Source organism: Stenotrophomonas genospecies 3, assembly GCF_054473855.1.
This window is the reverse complement of sequence record NZ_JBTMUR010000013.1, coordinates 45,949-68,260: the sequence shown is the minus strand read 5'-3', so window position 1 is coordinate 68,260 and position 22,312 is coordinate 45,949. Positions and strand designations below refer to the sequence as shown.

Sequence of the window (22,312 nt, the reverse complement as noted above, 5' to 3'; positions counted from 1 at the left end):
GGTGCCGCTGTGGGGCGTGCTGCTGGTTGCCCTTGCTGCGGCCGTCGCACTGCTGCTGTTGGGCCTGCGCCTGCGCGCGCGCAGCCGGGCACTGGCCCAGCTGCAGCGCGAGCACAGCGCGCTGGCCGCCGAGCGCGACCAGCTGCGCCATACCACCGAACGCCAGGGCCAGCTGGAACAGCAGCTGCTGCAGGCCAAGCAGGCCGCCGAAGCGGCCGTGCTGGCCAAGGGCGAGTTCCTGGCCACGATGAGCCACGAGATCCGCACGCCGCTCAACGGCATCCTGCCGATGCTGGAGCTGATCGCGCGCGGGCCGCTGGGTGAAGACCAGCGGCAGATGCTGGCCACCGCTTCGGCCAGTTCACAGCAGCTGCTGCGCATCGTCGACGACATCCTCGACTACTCCCGGCTGGAAGCGCAGGCGCTGGAACTGGAGATCACCAGCTTCAACCTGCGCGACCTGCTCGATGGCGTGGTGCAGCTGATGCAGCGCGCCGCCGATGCCAAGGGCCTGTCCCTGGCCCTGCAGCTTGACCCATCGGTGCGCCTGCCGGTGCGCGGCGACCCGGTACGCCTGCGCCAGGTGCTGAGCAACCTGCTGGCCAATGCCATCAAGTTCACCGCCCGCGGCCAGGTGCAGCTGCGCGTGCAGCGCCTGGGCGAAGGTGCGGCCCAGCACCAGCTGCGCTTCGAGATCATCGACACCGGCATCGGCATCGATGAGGCACTGCAGGCACGCCTGTTCCAGTCCTTCAGCCAGGCCGATGCCTCGACCACGCGCATCTACGGTGGCACCGGCCTGGGCCTGGCCATCTGCAAGCGCATCATCGACCTGATGCACGGGCAGATCGGCGTGCAGTCCACGCCCGGCCAGGGCGCAACGTTCTGGTTCGAGATCCCGCTGCTGAAAGTACCCGGCGACCTGCCTGCGATGGCGCGCGCCCCCGCAGCGCTACTGTTGTTCAGCGCCGATGCAACGCTGCAGGCACGCATCGAGCGCATCGCCGCCCATCATGGGCTGCAGGTGCAGGTGCTGGCACAGCTGGATGCCGTGGTCGAGCGCCTGCGCGCTCCCGCGCGGCCCGGACAACCAGCACCGGCATGGCTGATTGTCGATTCCCGCACCCGCCGCAACGGCGAGGTCACGCTGCAGCAGGCGCTGGCCGAGCGCGGCGACGATGATGCACTGCAGGTACTGTGGCTGCAGGAAGACACGCCTGCACAACGCCCGCGCCAACGCCAGCTGCTCCCGCATTTCGATGATGCAGCCCTGCATGCACTGCTGGCGGCGCCCGCCACGCCTGCCCGCCCTGCCGCCCTGCTGGCCAATGCCGAAGACGGCTTGCCCGCACCGACGCTGCCGCCACTGCACCTGCGCGTGCTGCTGGTGGAAGACAACACGGTCAACCGGATGGTGGCCGAGCATCTGCTGCGCGTGTTCCAGTGCGAGGTGCGCAACGCCGCCGACGGCGAGCAGGCACTGGCCGCCCTGCGCGAGGGCGGCGTGGACGTGGTGCTGATGGATTGCCAGATGCCGGTGCTGGACGGCTACGCCGCCACGCGCCGCTGGCGTGCGGAAGAAACGGAAACAGGGCGCTCGCGGTTGCCGATCATCGCGATGACGGCCAACGCCATGGCCGGTGACCGCGAACGCTGCCTGCAGGCCGGCATGGACGACTACCTGTCCAAGCCGATCGCACGCGCCACCTTGCATGCGCTGTTGAGGCGCTGGGGGCAGCGATCACGCAATGTCGTAGCGTCGAGCTTGCTCTACGGCGATGCATCCGGGGCCAGTGGGATCCCGCCAGCCGAGCATGGCCCGGCTCTACAAGAGACGAAAAGCCAATCGGTGACGCAACCGGTGCTGGACCGTGATGTGCTGGACGAACTGCAGGCGGTGATCGGCGATACCGCCCTCCAGATCGTCTCGGTGTTCCTGGAGGATGCGCCGGCGATGGTGCAGCAGCTGCAGCAGGCCGCGCAGAGCAGCGACGAGCCGCGACTGCAGGCAATCGCCCACAGCCTTAAATCATCGAGTGCGAACGTGGGGGCGTTGTCGCTGTCGGCAATCGCGCAGCGGATCGAGCACGAAGCCCGTAGTGGCAGCCTGCAGCGCCCCGCGGTGGCGGTGGCGCTGCTGGTTGCCGAATTCGCCCGGGCGCGCGTGGCGCTGACGGGCTACCTGGCACAGCATCGGTAGCGTCGAGCTTGCTCGACCATCGCCATGCTGATCACAGTCGAGCAAGCTCGACGCTACGTCACTCTTCCAGCTTGCTGAGCAGGTACTTCGGCTCGCCGATACGCTCGATCAGGTCGAGCTGGGTTTCCAGCCAGTCGATGTGCTCTTCTTCCGAGTCGAGGATCTTCACGAACAGCTGGCGGCTGACGTAGTCGCCTACCGAATCGGAGTAGGCCACGGCCTCGCGCAGGGTCACCACGCCGTCGCGCTCCAGCGACAGGTCGCACTGCAGGATCTCGGTCGGGTTCTCGCCGATGCGCAGCTTGCCCAGCGCCTGGAAATTCGGCAGGCCTTCGAGGAACAGGATGCGGTCGGCAAGCATGTCGGCATGCTTCATCTCGTCGATCGATTCCTTGTACTCGTGTTCGGCCAGCTCCTTGATGCCCCAGTTCTTCAGCATCTTGGCGTGCAGGAAGTACTGGTTGATCGCGGTCAGCTCGTTGTAGAGGACCTTGTTGAGGAATTCGATGACCTTGGTGTCGCCCTTCATGGGGGTGCTCCTGCACGCTGAAAACGCAGGCACTTTAACGCCTTGCGCGCGGCCGTGAAGGAACGCGAATCGTGCGCATTGGCCTGTGCGGCCGCACGTGAAGGATGCGAAAGCGCGGCGTCAACGCGCCGCGAAAGAGACGATCAGGCGACCTGGGCCAGACCGAGGACCGGCAGCGGCAGATCGTGGGTGGCACGCGCCTTGGCCAGCAGATCGCCGGCCATGTCCAGGCAGGAACCGCAGGTGGCACCACAACCGGTACGCATGGTCAGTTCGGCCACCGTGCTGACGCCATGGCTGGCGGCTTCGCGGATCTGGTGGTCGGTGACTCCGTTGCAGATGCAGACGTACACAGGCGTGAACCGGGCTGACAGGCCAAGAGTGGCCTGTTGGCTATTCCAATGGAAACGAGAATGGTTGTCAATCAGAGACCTGAACCATTCTCGATACGGTTCAGCCGGTCACGTGGCCGGACCATCGCCGGTGGCCTTCTTCGGCCAGTAGCCGCGGGTCCGTGGGCGCTTGCGTGGGCGGTCATGCCCGGCGGTATGGCCCGGCATCCAGGCCTCCGCAGCGCTCTTGGGCATGGCGGTCACGCCCTGCCCGGCCACCCCGCGCGCCAACGGCGCCAGATGTCGCAAGGCGCGCGCATAGACGCCACGCTTGAACATCACCACGTGCTCCACCGGGTACCAGAAGTCCACCCAGCGCCAGTGGTCAAACTCGGGTGAGTCGGTGTGGTCCAGCTTCACGTGGGACTCGTCGCCGGTCAGGCGCAGCAGGAACCAGACCTGCTTCTGGCCGATGCAGACCTGCCGCTCGTTGCGGCGGATGGCCCGCGCCGGCAGCTTGTAGCGCAGCCAGCCGGGCGTTGCCCCGAGCACTTCCACGTGCTCAGGCAGCAGGCCGGTCTCTTCCTGCAGTTCACGATACATGGCCTCGACAGGCGTCTCGTCGGTATTCATGCCACCCTGCGGGAACTGCCAGCCGTCCCGGCGCACACGTCGTGCCCAGAACACCTGGCCGTCCTGCCGCATCAGCACAATGCCGACGTTCGGTCGATAGCCGTCCGGATCGATCACGATGCGGACTCCTAAAAAATCTACTGGTCGGGACTATCCCATGCCGCCTGTCGGCCCACAAGCACGATACAAAAGTGTTGACAGGGGCGATACACATCCGCAGAATAGCGGGCTCACCAAGGCTATGTAGCTCAGCCGGTTAGAGCACAGCACTCATAATGCTGGGGTCGGTGGTTCGAGTCCACCCATAGCCACCACACTGAAAATCAAGTTGTTTTTCAGCGTGAAAAGTGAGAAAATAGTTGCACGTTTTGCCCCGTCGCCAAGCGGTAAGGCACCTGACTCTGACTCAGGCATTCGGTGGTTCGAATCCATCCGGGGCAGCCAAATTAAAAGCAAAAGGCCAGATCGAAAGATCTGGCCTTTTGCTTTTAATTTGGTCGCGCATTCCACCTTATCCCCGCGCCTGTCGGCGCACCCCCTTGAACAACAAGGGGGCTCTTCTCCAGACAGAGACCGTGGTCAGGCATGCGGACCACGGGTAGTGCCGGCCGCTGGCCGGCAACCAGGAAATCCACGACCCCAGAACGACAAAAGCCCGGCCGAAGCCGGGCTTTTGCTTGTCCAACCAGCGGGCTCCCGAAGGAGCCCAACCAGGCGCGGTAGATCAGCGCTTGGAGAACTGGGTGGCGCGGCGGGCCTTGTGCAGACCGACCTTCTTACGCTCGACTTCACGGGCGTCACGGGTCATGAAGCCAGCCTTGCGCAGCTCGGACTTCAGGGTTTCGTCGTACTCGACCAGAGCACGGGCGATGCCCAGACGGATCGCACCGGCCTGGCCGGTGGTGCCGCCGCCAGCGGCGGTGACCAGGATGTCGAAGCTTTCGGTGTTCTTGGTCAGCTCGAGCGGCTGGCGCACGATCATGCGCGCGGTCTCACGACCGAAGAACTCGTCCAGCGGACGGCCATTGACGGTGATGTTGCCCGAACCCTTGCGCAGGAACACGCGAGCGGTGGAGGACTTGCGGCGGCCAGTGCCGTAGTTTTGAGTGATAGCCATGATTAGATATCCAGAACCTGCGGCTGCTGTGCGGCGTGCGGATGCTCAGTGCCGGCGTAGACCTTGAGCTTGCGGTACATCTGGCGACCCAGCGGGCCCTTCGGCAGCATGCCCTTCACGGCGATCTCGATCACGCGCTCCGGGTGGCGCTCCAGCGCCTGTGCCAGGGATTCGGTCTTCAGGTTGCCGATGTAACCGGTGAAACGGTGATACATCTTGTCCTGCAGCTTCTTGCCGGTGACGGCAATCTTTTCTGCATTGATGACGACCAGGTAGTCGCCGGTATCAACGTGCGGGGTGTAGACCGGCTTGTGCTTGCCACGCAGACGGCGGGCCAGCTCGGTGGCGAGACGGCCCAGGGTCTTGCCCTCGGCGTCGACGAGGTACCAGTCGCGCTGGACGGTCTCGTTCTTGGCAGTGAAAGTGCTCATGAAGAACTCTAGGTTAGGTCGGGCTCATTGCGGCGAAAGGCTCGCCGGAACTCTGCCACGCGTTGTGAAAAGGTGAAGCGTAAGAGGCGGGATTGTACGCAGGTCAGCCCCCCGTTGCAAGCCGTCCCTTGACCGGGTTGGCAGGGGGACGGGGTCGGGCGAGAATCGCGGGGTCTTCCGCCCCACCGTGTACCGCCATGACCGTGCTCCGCCAGATCACCCCGCTGGACCACCTGCTGACCGAGGCGCAGCGCGCCCTGGACACGGTGTTCGGCAACCCGCCGGCGGCCCGCCCCTATCCGGCTGCGGACACCGACGAGCCGGGCATGGACAGCACCGAACGCCGCCACGCGGCCGGCCTGATGCGGATCAACCACGTTGGCGAGGTCTGCGCACAGGGCCTTTACTTCGGCCAGGCGGCCGTGGCCCGCGACCCGGCCACGCGTGAACACCTGCTGGAAGCGGCCCAGGAAGAAACCGACCACCTGGCCTGGTGCGCCACCCGCCTGGGCGAACTGGACAGCCGTCCGAGCCTGTTCAACCCGCTCTGGTACGCCGGCAGCTACACCATCGGCACCCTGGCCGGGCTGCGCGGCGACGGCTGGAACCTGGGCTTCGTGGTCGAGACCGAGCGCCAGGTGGAAGCCCATCTGGACGAGCACCTGGTCGACCTGCCGGCCGGCGACCTGCGCAGCCGCGCGGTCATCGCCGTGATGAAAGAAGACGAGGCCCGCCATGCGGACCACGCCGAGCAGGCCGGCGCACGCCGCCTGCCGTTCCCGATCCCGGGCGCGATGGCGCTGGCTTCAAAGGTCATGAAGACCATCGCTTACCGGCTGTGACCGCCAGGTAGTGCCGGCCGCTGGCCGGCAACCACGCAGACGCCGCAGAAGATCCGGAGGTTGCTGGCCAGCGGCCGGCACTACCAGTTAATTGGGCGAGACCAGCTTCAGGCCGATCACACCGGCCACGATCAGGCCCACGCAGGCCAGGCGGGCCGGCGATGCGCTGTCGTTGAACAGGTAGATGCCCAGCACCGCCACGCCCATGGCGCCGATACCGGTCCATATCGCGTAGGCGGTACCGACCGGGATGCTCTTCATCGCCTGGCTCATCAGGTACAGGCTGATCAGCGCGGACACGACCGTGGCAGCGGTGGGAAGGGGTTTGCTGAAGCCTTCGGAGTACTTCATTCCGAGGGCGAAACCGATCTCGAACAGGCCGGCCAGCAGCAGGTAGATCCAGGGCATGGGTGGGGGCTCCTTACCTTTTTTGAGAAAAACGAAACGGCCCGGTGTTTTCACACCGGGCCGTGGGTCGGTACATCACCGTGGAACTGTAACGCGTGCGGGGCACTGGTTCCACGGGGCGGGTCGTCCCGCCTGGGCGGCGATGCCTGCGGGCATCGCACATGGGGCTTACTCGGACAGGTTCCGGCCGTGGAACAGCTCTTCGATCTCGCGCTTGAGCAGCGCTTCGATCTTCATGCGTTCCTTGAACGACAGGTTCTTGGCCTTTTCCTCGAACAGGTACTGGTCCAGGTCGAAGTCCTTCAGGTGCATCTTCGTGTGGAAGATGTTTTCCTGATAGACGTTGACGTCGAACATCTCGTAACGCGACTTGATGTTCTTGGCCAGGAAGTTCTGGATCGAGTTGATCTTGTGATCGATGTAGTGCTTCTTGCCCTTCACATCGCGGGTGAAGCCACGGACGCGGTAGTCCATGATCACGATGTCCGACTCGAGGCTTTCGATCAGGTAGTTCAACGCCTTCAACGGCGAAATGACGCCGCAGGTGGCCACGTCGATGTCGGCGCGGAAGGTGGCGATACCTTCCTGCGGGTGCGTTTCCGGATAGGTGTGCACGGTGATGTGCGACTTGTCCATGTGCGCGACCACGGCATCGGAGATCAGCTCCTTGCCGGCCTGCTTCTTGTCGATCACCGGTTCTTCGGAGATCAGGATGGTCACCGAGGCACCCTGCGGATCGTAGTCCTGGCGGGCCACGTTCAGGATGTTGGCGCCGATGATCTCGGCGACATCGGTCAAGATTTGAGTCAGCCTGTCGGCGTTGTACTCTTCATCGATGTATTCAATGTAACGCTGACGCTCCTCTTCGGTGCGCGCGTAACACACGTCATAGATGTTGAAGCTCAGCGCCTTGGTGAGGTTGTTGAAACCCTGCAGCCTCAGGCGAGGCAACGGCTTGACCACGGCGGTCGATTCCTGTGTAAGAAGGGAAAGGGGGAATTATGGGGCAAACTGTCCCCGGGGGGAACGTGAAGAGCGCTCACATCTGGCACACTGTTTGCCCTTAACAATTGCGCTGGTTAAGCTCCGCTATCGACCCCGTGAATCCGTTCATGCGCAGAGGGAGCGCTCCTATCGTGTCAACCGTGCGCCTAGCTAGCAGTCCACTGGCCCTGGATATCGCCACAATCGATCGTTTCCTGGCGCACAGCCACAGGCGGCGATACCCCACCCGTACCGACGTCTTCCGACCCGGTGACCCGGCGGGAACCCTGTATTACGTCATCAGCGGCTCGGTTTCGATCATGGCCGAGGAAGATGACGATCGCGAGCTGGTGCTGGGCTACTTCGGTGCCGGCGAGTTCGTCGGCGAGATGGGCCTGTTCGTTGAATCGGACCGCCGCGAGGTGATCCTGAGGACCCGTACCGCCTGCGAGCTGGCCGAAATCAGCTACGAGCGCCTCCACCAGCTGTTCCTCGGCCCGCTGTCGGCCGACGCCCCGCGCCTGCTGTACGCGCTGGGCCAGCAGATCTCCAAGCGCCTGCTCGACACCAGCCGCAAGGCCAGCCGCCTGGCATTCCTGGACGTTACCGACCGGATCGTGCGCACCCTGCACGACCTGGCGCAGGAGCCGGAGGCGATGAGCCATCCGCAGGGCAGCCAGCTGCGCGTCTCGCGCCAGGAGCTGGCCCGCCTGGTCGGCTGCTCGCGTGAAATGGCCGGCCGTGTGCTGAAGAAGCTGCAGACCGACGGCCTGCTGCATGCCCGCGGCAAGACCGTGGTGCTGTACGGCACCCGTTGACCGTTGAGCACCCGGTGGGTGCGGACCTTGGTCCGCACTCTTTCACGCGCTAGGCTCGGTACATGGAACTGAGCAGCGCATTCTGGTGGTTCATCCTCATCGGCCTGGGCGCCCAGCTGGTGGACGGCGCGCTGGGCATGGCGTTCGGCCTGGTGTCGTCGTCAGTGATGCTGGCCATGGGCATTCCGCCCGCGCAGGCCAGTGCAGCCATCCACACCGCCGAGGTGTTCACTACTGGCGCCTCCGGCGTGTCGCATCTGGTCGCCGGCAATGTCGACAAGCGCCTGTTCCTGCGCCTGGCGCTGCCCGGCGCCGTGGGCGGCGCCGTGGGTGCCTACGGCCTGACCCAGCTGCCCGGCGAGGTGATCCGCCCGCTCATCTACCTGTACCTGCTGGTGCTGGCCATCATCATCCTGGCACGTGCCGCCGGCCGCCTGATGCCCAAGGGCGAGGTCAAGCGGGTGCCCGTGCTGGGCTTCGTGGCCGGCTTCCTGGATGCCAGCGGCGGGGGCGGCTGGGGGCCGGTGGCCACCTCCACCCTGCTGGCCCGCGGCGGCCAGGCACGCACCACCATCGGCACGGTGAACGCGGCCGAGTTTGTGGTCACCCTGACAGTTTCAGCAACGTTCCTGCTGTCGATGGGGCTGCATCACCTGCAGATCGTGGCCGGCCTGCTGATCGGCGGCATGATGGCCGCGCCGGTGGCCGCACTGCTGGTGAAGCGCCTGAAGGAGCGCTGGGTGCTGGTGGCCGTGGGCGTGCTGGTGCTGGGCATCAGCCTGTTCCAGATCGGGCATGCGCTGACCGGGTATCTGGCGCGCTGAGCGCTCGCCGGGCGCAGGACCATTTGCCGGCCAGCGGCCGGCACTACCGGGACGGAGAAGGGTAGTGCCGGCCGCTGGCCGGCAGATCCGTCACCGTGCGGCGAGGTCAGGCCTTGTCGCCGCCGCGGTCCACGCAGCCCCAGTTGAGGATGCGGGTGCCGGCCGGCAGCACGCGGCGGAAGAAGTCCACCCTGCCCGGCTTCGGGTTCACCACCACCGGCGCCTTGGCGGCCAGCAGCAGCGGCAGGTCGGCGCTGCTGTCGGAGTAGGCGATATCGATGTCGCCGTAGCCGCGCTCGCGCAGCATGCGCATCTTCTCTTCGTTGTGGCAGTGGCGGGTCGGGCCGACGCCACCCAGCCGTGGGCCGACCTCGGTGCCGATCACCGGTACGTCCTGGTGGGCGACGAAGGCCAGGATCGCGCGTGCCAGCTCTGGTGGCGCGCCCGTGGCAACCACCACGCGGTCACCCTTGGCCCGATGCGCGGCGAACACCTCGAGCGCCTGTGGCAACAGCTTGGCGCGCATCTGCGCCTCGTTGCGCAGCACATAGGCGTCGATGACCTTGTTGAAATCGCGCGCACGGTGCAGGCCGAAGCTGCCGATCCACACATAGACCGAAATGCCGGTACGGCGGGTCGGCAGCAGCGCCACCATCGGCCCGGCGATCGGCGTGACCAGCAGCGCCGCCAGCATGCGCAGCGGGTTGCGCTTGATCAGCGAAGCGAACAGGTGAGTACCCGAATCGCCGTCGTAGAGGGTGTGGTCGAAATCGAAGACCACCAGCGGCGCATCGTCGCGCGGCGTCGGATAGTGCGTTTTCATGCCGCGAAGAATAGCTGACGCAGGCCCTCGCCCGGCTCTTCCACGCGCATGAAGGCTTCGCCCACCAGGAACGAGTGGATGCCGGCATCGCGCATCAGCGCCACGTCCTGCGGGCCGAGGATGCCGCTCTCGGTGACCAGCAGGCGATCGCGCGGCACCGCCTTCTGCATGTCCAGCGTGGTCTGCAGCGACACCTCGAAGGTGCGCAGGTTGCGGTTGTTGATGCCGATCATCGGTGCCGGTACCTGCAGCGCACGCTCCAGCTCGTCGATGTCGTGCACTTCCACCAGTACGTCCATGCCCAGCGACATCGCCAGTTCGGACAGCGTGGCCAACTGCGTGTCGTCCAGCGCAGCGACGATCAGCAGGATGCAGTCGGCACCCAGCACGCGCGCCTCGTACACCTGGTAGGCGTCGATCACGAAGTCCTTGCGCAGCACCGGCAGCGTGCAGGCCTCACGGGCCTGCTGCAGGTAGGCATCGGCACCCTGGAAGAAGTCCACATCGGTCAGCACCGACAGGCAGCTGGCGCCGCCGAACTCATAGCTGACGGCGATGTCGGCCGGGCGGAAATCCGGGCGGATCACACCCTTGGACGGGCTGGCCTTCTTCACCTCGGCGATCACCGCCGGATCGCCGTTGGCCACTGCCGCCTGCAGCGCGCGCACGAAGCCACGTACCGGCGGGGCGCTGGCCACGGCGGCCTGCAGGTCCTCGAGGGGACGCTGGGCACGGCGCTGGGCCACTTCTTCGGCCTTGCGGGCCAGGATCGTCTGCAGGATGTCGCTCATCGTCTTCGATTCGGTGCGGGGGCGGTGAGGACGGCCATTATCGGCCATCAAGAGGGTCAGACTGAACCGCGCGCTCAGGCAACCAGCGCGCGGGTGGTCTCTACATACTGCTGCAGGCGCTGGCGGGCGCTGCCGTTGGCGATGGCGGCACGGGCACGGGCCAGGCCGTCGCCGATGTCGCTGGCCACGCCGGCCACGTACAGCGCGGCGCCGGCGTTCAGGGCCACGATGTCCAGCGCCGGACCGGGCTGGTTGTCCAGCACGGCGCGCAGCATGGCAATGGACTGCTCCGGGCCATCCACGCGCAGGTTGCGGCTGGCCGACATGGCGATGCCGAAGTCTTCCGGGTGGATCTCGTACTCGCGTACCTTGCCGTCGCGCAGCTCGCCCACCAGGGTACCGGCGCCCAGCGAGATCTCGTCCATGTTGTCGCGGCCCCAGACCACCATGGCGCGCTCGGTGCCCAGCTCGCGCAGCACGCGTGCCTGGATACCCACTAAATCCGGGTGAAACACGCCCATCAGCACCGACGGTGCGCTGGCCGGGTTGGTCAGCGGGCCAAGGATGTTGAAGATGGTACGTACACCCATCTCGCGGCGGACCGGCGCGACGACCTTCATCGACGGGTGATGGATCGGCGCGAACATGAAACCGATGCCGGTCTGTTCGATGGCCGCGGCGACCTGCGCCGGCTGCAGCTCGATGGCCGCACCCAGTGCTTCGACTGCATCGGCGCTGCCGGACTTGGACGACACGCTGCGGTTGCCATGTTTGGCCACGCGCGCACCGGCCGCAGCGGCGACGAACATCGCGCAGGTAGAGATGTTGAAGGTGTGCGAGCCATCGCCGCCGGTGCCGACGATGTCGACCAGGTGGGTGCTGTCGGCCACCGGCACCGCCAGCGCGAATTCGCGCATCACCGTGGCCGCCGCGGCAATCTCGTCGATGGTTTCCTTCTTCACGCGCAGGCCGGTGAGGATGGCGGCGGTCATCATCGGCGACACGTCGCCGCGCATGATCTGCCGCATCAGGTCGACCATTTCGTCGAAGAAGATTTCGCGGTGTTCGATGGTGCGTTGCAGGGCTTCCTGGGGGGAGAAGCTCATGGGAATGCTCCTTGGATCAGGCCGCCGGACGCTGCAGGAAATTGCGCAGCAGGGCGTGGCCATGTTCGGTGAGGATGGATTCGGGATGGAACTGCACGCCTTCCACCGGGAACTGGCGGTGGCGCAGGCCCATGATCTCTTCGATCGAGCCGTCGTCGTTCTCGGTCCAGGCGGTCACTTCCAGCACATCGGGCAGGCTGTTCTTGTCCACCACCAGCGAGTGGTAGCGGGTGGCCTGGTAACGGTCCGGCAGGCCGGCGAACACGCCCTTGCCTTGATGGCGGATGGGCGAGGTCTTGCCATGCATGATGTTGCCGGCGCGGATGACCGTACCGCCGTAGACCTGGCCGATGCCCTGGTGGCCCAGGCACACGCCGAGGATCGGCGTGGTCGGGCCCAGGCGCTGGATGAGTTCCAGCGACACGCCCGCTTCGTTGGGCGTGCACGGGCCGGGCGAGATGACGATGCGCTCAGGCTTCTGCGCGGCGATCTCGTCCACGCTCATCGCATCGTTGCGCACCACCTTGACCTCGGCGCCCAGCGTCTGCAGGTACTGCACGAGGTTGTAGGTGAAGCTGTCGTAGTTGTCGATCATCCACAACATGGTCAGGTTCCGTCGCTTATCAGGAAAATGGCGTACACGTTTTCGGTGTAGGTGATGGGGCCGGCTTCGATGGATTCGCGCAGGCGTGAGCCAGTGGTCTCGATCATGTCCATCTGCGCCGCAGGTGACGGCGGCGATGGCGGTGTCACCATGTCGTCGCTTCTGGGCCAATTGCCCGCCTGCACGCCATAGGCGAAGTTCGGCGCCACATCGGAGATGCTGTACAGCCCGCGCAGCTTCGTGCCGTAGGCATTGGCAAGGCCCTGCGCGGATTGGCGCGTCGACGCGGCGGCCTCACCCTTGAGTTCGCGCCGCAGCGCCACTTCGCCCGAGTAGGTCGGGGCCACGCTGCTGACCTGCAGGTTCTCGTTGGCCTTCAGTGCACCCAGCACGTCCTGCATCGCCTTCACGCTGGCGAAGCTGGCACGCAGCTGGCGCGACACGCGGGTGCCGACGAAGACCTGCCGGTTCTGCTCATAGCGCGTGGCCGGGCCGATCCGCAGATTGTCCGCACGCACGCTGCCCTCCACCGCCTTGTGCTGCTTGAACAGCGCCAGCACGCGCGCGACGTTGTCCTGCACGCGGCGGCGCGCGGCGTCGGCATCCATGTCGGTCTCTTCGATGTTCAACTGCAGGCCGAACCGGTCCGGCATCACCTCGCGGCGCGCCTCGCCCTTCACCAGCAGGTGCGGCTGCGAGGGAATGGTATTGGCCTGCGCCCACGCAGACGGGGCCATCGTGGCCAGCAGTGACGACCACAGCAATGCGCTCAGCAGCTTCATGCGGTACTCCTTGTCTTGAACGGGAACGGCGGAACGACCACGGCGCAGCGACCGTGGCGAGGCAGGCTTACAGGCCCTTGGCGGCCTGGGCGACGGCGCGGAACAGCGCGCGGCCCTTGTTCATCGTCTCGTCCCATTCCTTGTCCGGGTCCGAGTCGTAGACGATGCCGGCGCCGGCCTGCACATACAGGCGGCCGTCCTTGATCACGGCGGTGCGGATCGCGATCGCGGTATCGGCATCGCCGTGCCAGCCGATGTAGCCGATGCTGCCGGCGTAGACATTACGCTTGATCGGTTCCAGCTCGCGGATCACTTCCAGCGCGCGGATCTTCGGCGCACCGCTGACCGTACCGGCCGGGAAGGTGGCACGCAGCACGTCGGCATAGCTCAGGCCCGGCTGCAGCTGCCCGGTCACTTCGCTGACGATGTGCATGACGTGGCTGTAGCGCTCGATCACGAACTGCTCGCCCACTTCCACGGTGCCGGCCTTGGACACGCGACCAGCATCGTTGCGGCCGAGGTCGATCAGCATCAGGTGCTCGGCGCGCTCCTTCGGATCGGCCAGCAGCTCGGCTTCCAGCGCCAGGTCCTGTTCGACAGTGGCACCGCGCGGCCGGGTGCCAGCAATCGGACGCACCGTCACTTCGCCATCCTGCAAACGCACCAGGATTTCCGGCGAGGAACCGACCACCTGCAGGTCGCCGACATCAAGGAAATACATGTAGGGCGACGGGTTCAGTGCACGCAGCGCACGGTACACATCCACCGGGCGCGCTTTGAACGGCACGCTCAGGCGCTGGCTCAGCACCACCTGGAAGATGTCGCCGGCACGGATGTATTCCTTGCTGCGCTGGACCGCATCGACGAAGCCTTCGCGGGTGAACCCGGAGACGAAATCGGACTCGTCCAGCACGTCGCTGTTGAGCGGTGCGGGATAGCCGGCCCCCGGTGCGCGCAGCTTGGCGGTCAACGCATCCAGGCGTGCCTGGGCCTGCTCGAACGCACCCTCGACACGCGGGTCGGCATGCACGATCAGGTACAGCCGGCCCTTGAGGTTGTCGAACACCGCCAGCTCGTTGGAGTCCAGCAGCAGGATGTCCGGCGTGCCCAGCTCGTCGCGGCCTGCCGGCGGAGCCAGGCGCGGTTCGATGTAGCCGATGCACTCGAAACCGAACCAGCCGACCAGGCCGCCGGTGAAGCCCGGCAGGCCTTCCAGCTTGGGCACCGAGTGGGCGCTGCGCAGCGCCTCGACTTCGGCGAACGGGTCGGCCACCTCGCGGGTGTCCACCACCTGGCCGTCTTCGCGCACGGTCAGCGTGTGGCCATGGAAGGCATACACGCGGCGCGCCGGCAGGCCGATGATCGAGTAACGACCAAAGCGCTCGCCGCCTTCGACGGATTCAAACAGGTAGGTATTGGGGCCGTCGGCGAGCTTCAGATAGACCGAAAGCGGCGTGTCCAGGTCGGACAGCACTTCACGGACGACGGGAATATGGGTGTGGCCTTCAGCGGCCTGCAGCTGAAACTGAGCGTGCGAGTTCAAGACGACTTTCCTTCCGGGACACAGCGTTATGGGGGCGGACGACGGCAACGGGCCACCATCGCCACCAACGGCGTGCGGAAGAAAGGGTATGCGGGGTCGTCAGGCTGGACACCCCTTGACTGTATCGCAGCCGGGGCGGGAGGGGAACCCCGTCGCGGCGTCGCGGTTCATTCGGCCATTAGCCCATCCGCCGGGCGTTCTCCTGGGCCTCCAGCCCCTGTTGCTGGGCCAGTCCGGCTGCCGTCGCCTGTTCGCGACCGGTGTTCAGGGCGTCAACCTGCGCCGTACTCACGGCCAGCGGCTGGGCCATGCCGGCCGCCACGTCCACATGCGCATGTCGGCGGTGGGCCGCCTGCAGATCCGGGGTGTCGATCGCGAATGCCCGCGTGCGGTCGTCACTGAGCAGCACATGGGAGATGGCCTGCAACCCTTCGCGCTTGGCCTGCGCAGCCAACGCCCCGGCCAGCTGATCGCTCTGCAGGTTCGGGATGCGGCCATGTGCCACATCGAGGCCGTGCACGCCGGTCTGCGCGCCCTTGAACAGATGGAAATCGATGTGCCCCGGATCGTTCAGCGCGGGCATCTTCGCGCCCCCCTCCTGCAGCTGCGCATGCGGCCGCCCAAGCAGCTTGCGCGCGGCCGCCTCCTGGCTCGCGATTGCCGCGTCGAGACTGGGGTTCATCGTCTCGCTCATGCCATGCCGGTCCACCGACTCCCCCATGGTGGCACTGCCGCGCCCGATCACCCACGACGTCTTGGCCAGGTTGACCAGGTTCTGCGGCAGTGCCGGCGTGGGCAGGTGCGTGGCAATGCCCTTGTTGGCCATCGCGCCCAGCCCGACGGTGCCGGCCAGCACGGCCGGCGCCTGCGAGGTCAGCCCGGTGATCTGATGGCTGCTCCAGTTCATGCCCATGTGGAAAGTCGCGCCGTACACGGCATAGCCGTTGCGCAGCCCATTGGCCACGCCATGCACGCCCTGCTGCAGCTGGCCGCCCAGATGATGGCCGCCGGCACGGATGCGGCCGGCATCCGCCGCCGCTTCACGGGTGGCTTCACGGGCCTTGGTTTCGTGTTGATTGCGCGCCGCATCACCGTGCTCACGCATCTGTCTGGCCATGTCGTCGGCACCGAGCGCACCCAGCACGCTGGCCCCGATGTTCCAGCCGTAACTGCCCTTGGCCTGCACGCGGTGGCTGACCGATTCGACCAGACCCTGCAGCTCGCGACCCTTGGCAATGACCGTCGCACCGCCTTCGATGCCCACCCGCATGCTCTTGCCACCGTAGTCGACCACGGTGCCGATCGCATTTCCCTGCAGGGTCGACGCACGCTCGACGGCCACGCCGGACAAGCTCATGCCCCGGCCCGCCAGCGCGCCGACCTGCTCGACATGTTCACCGGCAACCCGTCCGGCACGCATGCCGCGCGCACCTGCGATCAGCACCTCGGCCAGCGGGCCACCGTATTCGGCAAGCTGGCTTGGCGCTTCTCGATGACGGCGATCCACCACCTTTCCGTTCACTTCGGTCTTGGCGTCCAGCAACAGTTCCATCCTGCCCGCGGCCACCGGAACATTGCGCAATGCCTCTGCCCCGGATTTCGACGCCAGCTGGTCAACCAGCTGGGCCGTGGCCGTCTGCGCACCCGCCGGCATCATCTCCTGCAGCTTGCGGGTAACCATCTGCTGCACGCCGGGCTGACGCAGCAGCTGGCTGGTCTCGCTGGCCAACAGGCCAAAGCCCTGCCGGTGATGCTCGTTGAGCCGCTTCAATCCATTCTGCACATCGTTGAGCACTTCACCCGACGTCTGGTAGGTGTGCACCGTGTCGCGCGTGTTGAATACCGGCAATCCGTGGGATTTCGCGTAGCGATCGGCGGTGGCCGGATGCAGCCCGGCCGAATTGAAGGTGGTCGCACGTACACCGGTAACCGCCGAAGCGGCAGAGGCCATGCCGCCGCCAAGCGAATGACCGGCGAGTTCAAACTGGGTACCAGAGGTCTTCAAGCGACTCGCCAGTGCCATGGCCCGATCGTAGTAGTCACTCTGCATGCCTACGCCCTGGCGTCCATTGTTGAGGAAATCCTCGCCTCCGGATTCACGCCGCCCGCCTTTCGCCCGGGGATCGATGATTTCGCCCGTTGATCCCTTGAACACCAGCACCGGCTTGGCGTCATCACCGAACACCCTTTTGTCCGGAATGTAGATCTCTGCGCGGAAGCCAGAATCGTTCGGCCGCATCAGCTTCTTCAGGTCGGCCGCTCCCAGGCTGATGCCCGCCGCTTTGAGCGTGTCCGGGTCGGTCACGGCACTGGCTCGCGTCCACCCGACCGGCGGCTCACCTTTGCCCTTTGCCGAGGCATACACATCATCAGCAAGCGAACCCAGCTCGCGGGCGTGATAGGTCTCGCGCAAGCGCGCCGCCTCGGTGGCATGTCCACCTCCCTGCAGTTGCTCGACCAGGTGCTGCTGCGCCTGGACGCTCTTGGCGCGGGCCTGCAACAGGCGTTCCTGCTGCTCGGGATCGTGACCGCTCATGGCAGACTCCATTGCTCATCAGTGAAGACACGGTCATCCAGGACCTGCTGGAATGACCACGGCCAACGCTATCATCCCCCGAACGCGTCCATGTCAAGGGATCACATGCACCGTCACCCTCACAGTTCCTTTACGCCATTTTCCTGCCTGGCGCTGATGCTGCTGATGCTGCTGAGCGCCTGCGCGCGCACGTCTTCACATGGCGCGGAGCGCTATTTCGAGGGCAAGGCACTTGAACTGGCCATCGCCGCCGAACAGGGTGATGCAGCGACGATCACGCGCCTGATCAAGACCGAAGGCGTGAACCCCGACAAGGAGTTCTCGAAGCAGGATGGCATTCCGCTCATCGCGTGGCCGTTGCGCGCACAGAACCTGGAAGGCCTGCGCGCGATGCTCGACAACGGCGCCGACCCGAATGCACGGCGTATTGAAACGCTGGACGGCGAGACGTTCCGCCACAACAACGCCATGGTCTATGCCGCGAAGATGGACGATCCGCGCTACCTGGCCCTGCTGCTGGATCATGGCGGCGACCCGGACACGCGCACCTCCAACACCGAAACGCTGCTGTTCCAGGCTTTCATTTCCGGCAACCTGTGGAAGAACATCCAGCTGCTGGTGGAGCGAGGCGCGCACGTCAACGAATCCAACATCGGCCAGGCCGATACCGTTCTCAGCTGGTACACCGGCCGTGGCGGCTTCGAGCAGGCTTACTGGCTGCTTGAGCATGGTGCGGACCCCACGATTGCATCGCCGTCATCGGCGCAACCGGGCGCGCCGGATCGGATGGCCATGGTCGAAGCCATCTACTGGGAAATCACCACACCGGACCTGCTGCCCTGGCAGAAGAAGTGCCAGCAGTGGCTGATCGATCACGGCATTGCCCGGCCGCCGCTGCCGCAGTACATCCGCGAGAAGCGTGAAGCATTCGGGTTCCCGGCGAAGGAGCAGGACATCCCCCCGTTGTAGGACTTCCGGTCCGGCTCAGCGCGGCTCGGACAACAGGGCACAGCCCACGGGCAGGTGCATCCGCACCCTGCCCGGCACGCACGCGATGCGGAACTGGCGCGCCTGTACCGGTTCGCCGTCCAGGTTGAGCGTCAACGGACGCTCGGATTCCACCTGCAGCCACGGCAGGCGCGCGCGCGTCGCCAGTTGTTCCAGCGCGGCCTGGGTGCCGGACTTCAGCATCTGGCCAAGCGTGGCGGTGACTTCACCTTCCAGCTCCGGAAGCACCGTCACGTCCAGCTGCCCATCATCGATCAGCGCCTGCGGGCACAATTGCTGGCCACCACCGGCCTGGCGGCCATTGCCGATGCCGAGCGCGATGAAGTCGCCTTCCCACGCGAAATCCGGGCCCGACAGGCGCGCATGGATCGGCTCGATCCGCCCCAGCTTGGCAATGCCGGTGATCACGTAGGCCAGCCCGCCCAGCATCTTCTTCAGGCCGGCATCGGTCTCCACCGTCACCTGCGTGCCGAAGCCACCGCTGGCGAGGTTGGCGCACCACCATTGCGTGCCATCGGCGTCCACGCGCAGCAGATCGATGGCATGCGGCGTGGCCTGCCCGATCAAGGCCAAGGCCGCCTTCGGCTCGGTCGGGATGCCGGCCGCAGTCGCGAAGTCGTTGGCGGTCCCCATCGGGATCAGCGCCAGCGAGGGCAACGCATCTGCCGGCTCCTCACGATGCGCCAGTGTCTCGGCCACCGCGCTGAGCGTGCCGTCGCCACCGGCGGCCACGATCACGTCCACGCCATGATCGATCGCCTCGGCCACGTAGCGTTCGGCGTCACCGTCTTCCCAGGTCACCCGCACTTCCAGCTGCACGCCCTGCCCACGCCAATGACCGACCGCGTCGCGCAGCTCGTCATTGCCTGCGGATTTTCCGTTGAGGATCAGGCGCCAGCGCGGGGTGGTCATGCGGTGCTTCCAGGACGGGGGTGGCACAGGCTAGCAATGCGCCGTTTGTCCGCAGTGAATGTCACGCAGGTGTCATTCAGCTGCTGGAGAATGGAAGGCCATAGCAGGGACGACGGATGGAGGCAGGATCAGCCTCCCACGCATGCAGCGAGGCCACGCCAGTGATTGGCGTGGCTTTTTTTTGGTGCGTAGGGAGTGCGAACCAAGGTTCGCACCCACCGGGTTGCGGTTCGCGCACACCAGGCTGCGGTTCGCGCACACCAGGTGGGTAGATCCACGCCATGCGTGGATGCACTTCGCCTCAACCGTTGGCGAAATCGTGCAATGCCTGGCCCTGCAGCCGGTACACGGTCCACTCGTCCTGCGGCGTGGCGCCAGCGGCGGTGTAGAACTCGATGGCCGGGGTATTCCAGTCCAGCACCGACCATTCGAAACGACCGCAACCCTCGGCCACGGCCTGGCGTGCGATGTACTTCAGCAGCGCCTTGCCGGCGCCTGCGCCGCGCTTTTCCTGGCTGACATACAGGTCTTCCAGGTAGATGCCCTTGCGGCCCAGCCAGGTGGAGTAGTTGTAGAAATACACGGCGTAACCAATGGGCTCGCCGTCGGCTTCGCAGATCAGCGCGCGCGCCGTGGCATCGGCACCGAACAAGCTCTCGGCGATGCCGATCTCATCGGTCTGCACCGAATGCTCGGCCTTCTCGTAGATGGCCAGTTCGCGGATGAAATGCAGGATCAGGCCGGCATCGGCCACGGTGGCCGGACGGATGTTCAACAGAGCCATGGGCGGAAAAGGGAGACGGAGGGAATCAGGCGAGCTTAATCCCCTCCGTCCCTTTTTTGTCAGCGCGCCGCAGCGACGTTCGCGCGCATCTGCGCGATCACGTCCTGGTAGCTGGTCTTGGCGTTGAAGATGGCCGAACCGGCGACGAAGGTGTCGGCACCGGCCGCAGCGATCTCGCCGATGTTGTCGGCCTTCACGCCACCGTCGATCTCCAGGCGGATGTCCTTGCCGCTGGCATCGATCATCTTGCGCACCACGCGCAGCTTGTCCAGCGCCGAGGGAATGAAGGCCTGGCCGCCGAAGCCCGGGTTGACCGACATCAGCAGCACCAGATCCAGGTCGTCCAGTACCCAGTCGAGGATATCCACCGGGGTGGCCGGATTGAGCACGATGCCCGGCTTGCAGCCCAGCGAGCGGATCAGCTGGATGGTGCGGTGCACGTGGCGGCTCGCTTCCGGGTGGAAGCTGATGTAGGTGGCACCGGCTTCGGCAAAGTCCGGGATGATGCGGTCCACCGGCTCGACCATCAGGTGCACGTCGATCGGCGCGGTCACGCCGTGCTTGCGCAGCGCCTGGCAGACCATCGGGCCGATGGTCAGGTTCGGCACGTAGTGGTTGTCCATCACGTCGAAGTGGACCCAGTCCGCGCCGGCGGCGAGGACGTTGTCGACTTCCTCGCCGAGGCGGGCGAAGTTGGCGGACAGGATGGAGGGGGCGATGAGGCAGTTGGACATGGCCGGGCCTTGCAACGGTAGGAAAGAGGGTCAGCGCTTGCGCAGGGTCTTGATGCGGTCGTAGGCGGAGTTGATCCGCCGCGACTTCTGCTCGGCCTGCTGCTGCAGCTCGGGGGCCGCGCCGCCGAGCTTGTCGGGGTGGTACTGGGAAATCAGCTTGCGGTAGGCGCGCTCGACCTCGGCATCGGTGGCCTCGGAGGTCAGCCCCAGCTCCCGGTACGGGTTTTCCTTGTTCAGGCGGAACCAGTCCGAATCGAAGGCATGGCCGATCAACAGGCCGACCACCGCGCCAAACAGCGGATTGGGCCGGAACAGCAGGGCGCCGGCGATGAATCCGAGCAGTTTTCCGTACCAGCGCATGGCGCTCCGGGGTCGACCGACGAAATGGACGCTCATTTTACGTCACAGCGGGCCCGGACGGCTTTACACTAGGCCGCCCGCTGGTCAGCGGGCCCGCCGGGTCCGTTGGGCAGCAGCCGTATCGACAACGCCCCAGGAGTGCCCGTGCCAACCACGCTGTTGCAATCCGATCTCCCCGGCCTGCCCTTGCGCCATCGCGGCAAGGTGCGTGATGTGTTCGATATCCCGCGCGAGCGGCTGCCAGCAGGGACCCCGCCGGGCGACTACCTGCTGATGGTGGCCACCGATCGCCTGTCGGCGTTCGACGTGGTCCTGCCCGACCCGATCCCGGGCAAGGGCGAGATGCTCTGCCAGGTCTCCAACTTCTGGTTCGCCAAGACCGCGCACCTGATGCCCAACCACCTGACCGGCATCGACGTGGCCAGCGTGCTGCCCGAAGGCGTGGACCCGGCCCTGTACGCCAAGCGCGCGGTGGTCACCCGCAAGCTGAAGCCGGTGCCGGTGGAAGCGATCGCCCGCGGCTACCTGATCGGCAGCGGCTGGAAGGACTACCAGCGCACCGGCAAGGTCAGCGGCATCGACCTGCCCGACGGCCTGCGCCAGGCCGAGCAGCTGCCCGAGCCGATCTTCACCCCCTCGACCAAGGCCGCCGTGGGCGACCATGACGAGAACATCGATTTCGATGCGATGGTGAAGCAGGTCGGTGCCGAGATGGCCGAGCGCGTGCGCGATGCCACCCTGCGCATCTACAAGTTCGCCGCCGAATACGCCCGCGAGCGCGGCATCATCCTGGCCGATACCAAGTTCGAGTTCGGTACCGACGCCGATGGCCGCCTGTACATCATGGACGAGATGCTGACGCCGGATTCCTCGCGTTACTGGCCGGCCGACGAGTACGAAGTGGGCACCAGCCCGCCGAGCTACGACAAGCAGTTCGTGCGCGATTACCTGGAGACGCTGGACTGGGGCAAGACCGCCCCGGGCCCGACCATCCCGGCCGAGATCATCGAGCGCACCCGCGCCAAGTACGCCGAGGCGCTGCAGCGCCTGGCCGGGATCAGCGTCGACTGATGCCCTGCGCCCCACGCCGGTCTGGCTGGGGGCGTTCTGAATGCGGTACTGCCGGCCGCTGGCCGGCAACCTCGCGAACTCGGCTATGCTCTGGATTGCCGGCCAGCGGCCGGCACTACCGTTGTCCGAGGAAGCAACGC

The 22,312-nt window shown here is 65.9% G+C and carries 24 protein-coding genes and 2 tRNA genes; 8 read left to right on the top strand and 18 right to left on the bottom strand.

The features are described from left to right. The first annotated feature begins 1 nt into the window (after position 1). Entirely contained in the window at positions 2–2,200 is a 2,199-nt protein-coding gene (locus ACX9OT_RS17180) for an ATP-binding protein (protein ID WP_277779217.1), read from the top strand. 58 nt (positions 2,201–2,258) lie between these two features. Here ACX9OT_RS17180 and bfr read toward each other — a convergent pair whose 3' ends face one another. The 3 genes from bfr to ACX9OT_RS17165 form a co-directional block, all read right to left on the bottom strand. Next, positions 2,259–2,729 carry a bacterioferritin gene (bfr, locus tag ACX9OT_RS17175; RefSeq protein WP_005419804.1) on the bottom strand — a complete coding sequence of 157 codons (471 nt, stop codon included), beginning with the start codon at positions 2,727–2,729 and terminating at the stop codon, positions 2,259–2,261. Positions 2,730–2,872: 143 nt separating this feature from the next. Beyond that, positions 2,873–3,082, bottom strand: a complete 210-nt coding sequence (locus ACX9OT_RS17170; RefSeq protein ID WP_005411309.1) for a (2Fe-2S)-binding protein — start codon at positions 3,080–3,082, stop codon at positions 2,873–2,875. A 108-nt stretch (positions 3,083–3,190) separates the two neighbouring features. After that, the gene (locus tag ACX9OT_RS17165; protein WP_032127170.1) at positions 3,191–3,811 is read right to left on the bottom strand and encodes an RNA pyrophosphohydrolase; all 621 of its coding nucleotides are present in this window, start codon (positions 3,809–3,811) and stop codon (positions 3,191–3,193) included. Positions 3,812–3,931: 120 nt separating this feature from the next. Here ACX9OT_RS17165 and ACX9OT_RS17160 point away from each other — a divergent pair. Both ACX9OT_RS17160 and ACX9OT_RS17155 read left to right on the top strand, forming a co-directional pair. Next, positions 3,932–4,008 (top strand) — tRNA-Met (locus ACX9OT_RS17160). A 55-nt stretch (positions 4,009–4,063) separates the two neighbouring features. Next, positions 4,064–4,138, top strand: a tRNA-Gln gene (locus ACX9OT_RS17155). Between the two features lie 280 nt (positions 4,139–4,418). Here the strand turns inward: ACX9OT_RS17155 and rpsI are convergent. Next, positions 4,419–4,811, bottom strand: coding sequence for a 30S ribosomal protein S9 (rpsI, locus tag ACX9OT_RS17150; RefSeq protein WP_005411311.1), 393 nt, complete (start codon positions 4,809–4,811; stop codon positions 4,419–4,421). Between the two features lie 2 nt (positions 4,812–4,813). Continuing rightward, entirely contained in the window at positions 4,814–5,242 is a 429-nt protein-coding gene (gene rplM, locus ACX9OT_RS17145) for a 50S ribosomal protein L13 (protein WP_005414692.1), read from the bottom strand. Positions 5,243–5,439: 197 nt separating this feature from the next. On the opposite strand from rplM, the gene coq7 reads away from it, so the two are divergent. After that, on the top strand, positions 5,440–6,084 hold the full coding sequence (coq7, locus tag ACX9OT_RS17140; protein WP_049401665.1) for a 2-polyprenyl-3-methyl-6-methoxy-1,4-benzoquinone monooxygenase: 645 nt from the start codon (positions 5,440–5,442) through the stop codon (positions 6,082–6,084). 87 nt (positions 6,085–6,171) lie between these two features. Here coq7 and ACX9OT_RS17135 read toward each other — a convergent pair whose 3' ends face one another. Together ACX9OT_RS17135 and speD are read right to left on the bottom strand one after the other, a co-directional pair. After that, on the bottom strand, positions 6,172–6,492 hold the full coding sequence (locus tag ACX9OT_RS17135) for a DMT family transporter (protein WP_005411314.1): 321 nt from the start codon (positions 6,490–6,492) through the stop codon (positions 6,172–6,174). A 168-nt stretch (positions 6,493–6,660) separates the two neighbouring features. Continuing rightward, entirely contained in the window at positions 6,661–7,455 is a 795-nt protein-coding gene (gene speD, locus ACX9OT_RS17130) for an adenosylmethionine decarboxylase (RefSeq protein ID WP_006473908.1), read from the bottom strand. Between the two features lie 149 nt (positions 7,456–7,604). Here speD and crp point away from each other — a divergent pair, with 149 nt between their 5' ends. After that, positions 7,605–8,294, top strand: a complete 690-nt coding sequence (gene crp / locus ACX9OT_RS17125; protein WP_010482649.1) for a cAMP-activated global transcriptional regulator CRP — start codon at positions 7,605–7,607, stop codon at positions 8,292–8,294. Positions 8,295–8,356: 62 nt separating this feature from the next. Then, complete coding sequence (locus tag ACX9OT_RS17120; protein ID WP_014038735.1) at positions 8,357–9,118, top strand: sulfite exporter TauE/SafE family protein; 762 nt, start codon at positions 8,357–8,359, stop codon at positions 9,116–9,118. 106 nt (positions 9,119–9,224) lie between these two features. On the opposite strand, the gene ACX9OT_RS17115 is transcribed toward ACX9OT_RS17120, so the two are convergent. The 7 genes from ACX9OT_RS17115 to ACX9OT_RS17085 form a co-directional block, all read right to left on the bottom strand. After that, positions 9,225–9,941 (bottom strand): haloacid dehalogenase-like hydrolase, encoded by a 717-nt coding sequence (locus ACX9OT_RS17115; protein WP_277779216.1) that lies wholly within the window; start codon positions 9,939–9,941, stop codon positions 9,225–9,227. After that, complete coding sequence (gene trpC / locus ACX9OT_RS17110) at positions 9,938–10,732, bottom strand: indole-3-glycerol phosphate synthase TrpC (RefSeq protein ID WP_049401666.1); 795 nt, start codon at positions 10,730–10,732, stop codon at positions 9,938–9,940. Before trpC ends, ACX9OT_RS17115 begins: the two co-directional genes overlap by 4 nt. 74 nt (positions 10,733–10,806) lie before the next feature. After that, on the bottom strand, positions 10,807–11,838 hold the full coding sequence (gene trpD / locus ACX9OT_RS17105) for an anthranilate phosphoribosyltransferase (RefSeq protein ID WP_182266817.1): 1,032 nt from the start codon (positions 11,836–11,838) through the stop codon (positions 10,807–10,809). A gap of 16 nt (positions 11,839–11,854) precedes the next feature. Continuing rightward, positions 11,855–12,442: an anthranilate synthase component II gene (locus tag ACX9OT_RS17100; RefSeq protein WP_049424046.1), complete on the bottom strand. Its 588-nt coding sequence runs from the start codon at positions 12,440–12,442 to the stop codon at positions 11,855–11,857. Between the two features lie 2 nt (positions 12,443–12,444). After that, positions 12,445–13,224, bottom strand: coding sequence for an SIMPL domain-containing protein (locus tag ACX9OT_RS17095; RefSeq protein ID WP_049461246.1), 780 nt, complete (start codon positions 13,222–13,224; stop codon positions 12,445–12,447). A 67-nt stretch (positions 13,225–13,291) separates the two neighbouring features. Further along, positions 13,292–14,767 (bottom strand): anthranilate synthase component I, encoded by a 1,476-nt coding sequence (gene trpE / locus ACX9OT_RS17090; protein WP_049424043.1) that lies wholly within the window; start codon positions 14,765–14,767, stop codon positions 13,292–13,294. Between the two features lie 178 nt (positions 14,768–14,945). Beyond that, positions 14,946–17,303, bottom strand: a complete 2,358-nt coding sequence (locus ACX9OT_RS17085; RefSeq protein ID WP_277779215.1) for a Tle-like phospholipase domain-containing protein — start codon at positions 17,301–17,303, stop codon at positions 14,946–14,948. Positions 17,304–17,408: 105 nt separating this feature from the next. Between ACX9OT_RS17085 and ACX9OT_RS17080 the strand changes: the two genes are divergently transcribed. Then, positions 17,409–18,272, top strand: a complete 864-nt coding sequence (locus ACX9OT_RS17080; RefSeq protein WP_230080636.1) for an ankyrin repeat domain-containing protein — start codon at positions 17,409–17,411, stop codon at positions 18,270–18,272. Positions 18,273–18,287: 15 nt separating this feature from the next. On the opposite strand, the gene yegS is transcribed toward ACX9OT_RS17080, so the two are convergent. The 4 genes from yegS to ACX9OT_RS17060 all read right to left on the bottom strand — a co-directional run bounded on the left by yegS (position 18,288) and on the right by ACX9OT_RS17060 (position 21,101). Then, positions 18,288–19,223, bottom strand: coding sequence for a lipid kinase YegS (gene yegS, locus ACX9OT_RS17075; protein ID WP_032127162.1), 936 nt, complete (start codon positions 19,221–19,223; stop codon positions 18,288–18,290). A gap of 301 nt (positions 19,224–19,524) precedes the next feature. Further along, positions 19,525–20,007, bottom strand: coding sequence for a GNAT family N-acetyltransferase (locus ACX9OT_RS17070; RefSeq protein ID WP_032127161.1), 483 nt, complete (start codon positions 20,005–20,007; stop codon positions 19,525–19,527). A 59-nt stretch (positions 20,008–20,066) separates the two neighbouring features. Further along, positions 20,067–20,741 (bottom strand): ribulose-phosphate 3-epimerase, encoded by a 675-nt coding sequence (gene rpe, locus ACX9OT_RS17065; protein ID WP_032127160.1) that lies wholly within the window; start codon positions 20,739–20,741, stop codon positions 20,067–20,069. A 30-nt stretch (positions 20,742–20,771) separates the two neighbouring features. Next, entirely contained in the window at positions 20,772–21,101 is a 330-nt protein-coding gene (locus ACX9OT_RS17060) for a J domain-containing protein (RefSeq protein ID WP_277779214.1), read from the bottom strand. Positions 21,102–21,245: 144 nt separating this feature from the next. Here ACX9OT_RS17060 and ACX9OT_RS17055 point away from each other — a divergent pair, with 144 nt between their 5' ends. Further along, a complete protein-coding gene (locus ACX9OT_RS17055) occupies positions 21,246–22,172 on the top strand; it encodes a phosphoribosylaminoimidazolesuccinocarboxamide synthase (protein WP_032127159.1) in 927 nt (308 codons plus the stop codon). Positions 22,173–22,312 lie beyond the last annotated feature (140 nt).

Bases quoted from the DNA above. Each gene is read 5' to 3' on its own strand.
- ACX9OT_RS17070 (WP_032127161.1), bottom strand. From the start codon at position 20,007: ATGGCTCTGTTGAACATCCGTCCGGCCACCGTGGCCGATGCCGGCCTG.
- bfr (WP_005419804.1), bottom strand. From the start codon at position 2,729: ATGAAGGGCGACACCAAGGTCATCGAATTCCTCAACAAGGTCCTCTAC.
- ACX9OT_RS17095 (WP_049461246.1), bottom strand. From the start codon at position 13,224: ATGAAGCTGCTGAGCGCATTGCTGTGGTCGTCACTGCTGGCCACGATG.
- ACX9OT_RS17085 (WP_277779215.1), bottom strand. From the start codon at position 17,303: ATGAGCGGTCACGATCCCGAGCAGCAGGAACGCCTGTTGCAGGCCCGC.
- ACX9OT_RS17060 (WP_277779214.1), bottom strand. From the start codon at position 21,101: ATGCGCTGGTACGGAAAACTGCTCGGATTCATCGCCGGCGCCCTGCTG.
- ACX9OT_RS17135 (WP_005411314.1), bottom strand. From the start codon at position 6,492: ATGCCCTGGATCTACCTGCTGCTGGCCGGCCTGTTCGAGATCGGTTTC.
- trpD (WP_182266817.1), bottom strand. From the start codon at position 11,838: ATGAGCTTCTCCCCCCAGGAAGCCCTGCAACGCACCATCGAACACCGC.
- rpsI (WP_005411311.1), bottom strand. From the start codon at position 4,811: ATGGCTATCACTCAAAACTACGGCACTGGCCGCCGCAAGTCCTCCACC.
- ACX9OT_RS17115 (WP_277779216.1), bottom strand. From the start codon at position 9,941: ATGAAAACGCACTATCCGACGCCGCGCGACGATGCGCCGCTGGTGGTC.
- ACX9OT_RS17100 (WP_049424046.1), bottom strand. From the start codon at position 12,442: ATGTTGTGGATGATCGACAACTACGACAGCTTCACCTACAACCTCGTG.
- rpe (WP_032127160.1), bottom strand. From the start codon at position 20,741: ATGTCCAACTGCCTCATCGCCCCCTCCATCCTGTCCGCCAACTTCGCC.
- trpC (WP_049401666.1), bottom strand. From the start codon at position 10,732: ATGAGCGACATCCTGCAGACGATCCTGGCCCGCAAGGCCGAAGAAGTG.
- coq7 (WP_049401665.1), top strand. From the start codon at position 5,440: ATGACCGTGCTCCGCCAGATCACCCCGCTGGACCACCTGCTGACCGAG.
- crp (WP_010482649.1), top strand. From the start codon at position 7,605: ATGCGCAGAGGGAGCGCTCCTATCGTGTCAACCGTGCGCCTAGCTAGC.
- ACX9OT_RS17120 (WP_014038735.1), top strand. From the start codon at position 8,357: ATGGAACTGAGCAGCGCATTCTGGTGGTTCATCCTCATCGGCCTGGGC.
- ACX9OT_RS17080 (WP_230080636.1), top strand. From the start codon at position 17,409: ATGCACCGTCACCCTCACAGTTCCTTTACGCCATTTTCCTGCCTGGCG.
- yegS (WP_032127162.1), bottom strand. From the start codon at position 19,223: ATGACCACCCCGCGCTGGCGCCTGATCCTCAACGGAAAATCCGCAGGC.
- rplM (WP_005414692.1), bottom strand. From the start codon at position 5,242: ATGAGCACTTTCACTGCCAAGAACGAGACCGTCCAGCGCGACTGGTAC.